At 52.9% G+C, this 835-nt stretch carries 2 rRNA genes; both read right to left on the reverse strand.

The features are described from left to right. Positions 1-6: 6 nt before the first annotated feature. Positions 7-122, reverse strand: a 5S ribosomal RNA gene (rrf, locus tag AACS05_RS24790). Positions 123-213: 91 nt separating this feature from the next. After that, a 23S ribosomal RNA gene (locus AACS05_RS24795) occupies positions 214-835 on the reverse strand; the annotation flags it as partial.

Consider the following 835-nt stretch of genomic DNA (forward strand, 5'->3'; position numbering starts at 1 on the left):
TTTGATGCCTGGCAGTTCCCTACTCTCGCATGGGGAGACCCCACACTACCATCGGCGCTACGGCGTTTCACTTCTGAGTTCGGCATGGGGTCAGGTGGGACCACCGCGCTACAGCCGCCAGGCAAATTCTGTTTATCAACACGCTTTCGCATGTCAATTTAATCTGTATCAAGCTGAAATTCCGTCTCTTCGCCAAAACAGCTTCGGCGTTGTAAGGTTAAGCCTCACGGTTCATTAGTATCGGTTAGCTCAATGTATCGCTACACTTACACACCCGACCTATCAACGTCGTCGTCTTCAACGTTCCTTCAGGACTCTTAAAGAGTCAGGGAGAACTCATCTCGGGGCAAGTTTCGTGCTTAGATGCTTTCAGCACTTATCTCTTCCGCATTTAGCTACCGGGCAATGCCATTGGCATGACAACCCGAACACCAGTGATGCGTCCACTCCGGTCCTCTCGTACTAGGAGCAGCCCCCCTCAATTCTCCAGCGCCCACGGCAGATAGGGACCGAACTGTCTCACGACGTTCTAAACCCAGCTCGCGTACCACTTTAAATGGCGAACAGCCATACCCTTGGGACCTACTTCAGCCCCAGGATGTGATGAGCCGACATCGAGGTGCCAAACACCGCCGTCGATATGAACTCTTGGGCGGTATCAGCCTGTTATCCCCGGAGTACCTTTTATCCGTTGAGCGATGGCCCTTCCATTCAGAACCACCGGATCACTAAGACCTGCTTTCGCACCTGCTCGAGCCGTCACTCTCGCAGTCAAGCTAGCTTATGCCTTTGCACTAACCTCCTGATGTCCGACCAGGATTAGCTAACCTTCGTG

Origin of the sequence: Citrobacter sp. S-77 (genome assembly GCF_963864895.1) — a bacterium.
In the GTDB taxonomy this organism is placed as follows: Bacteria; Pseudomonadota; Gammaproteobacteria; order Enterobacterales; family Enterobacteriaceae; genus Citrobacter; species Citrobacter murliniae.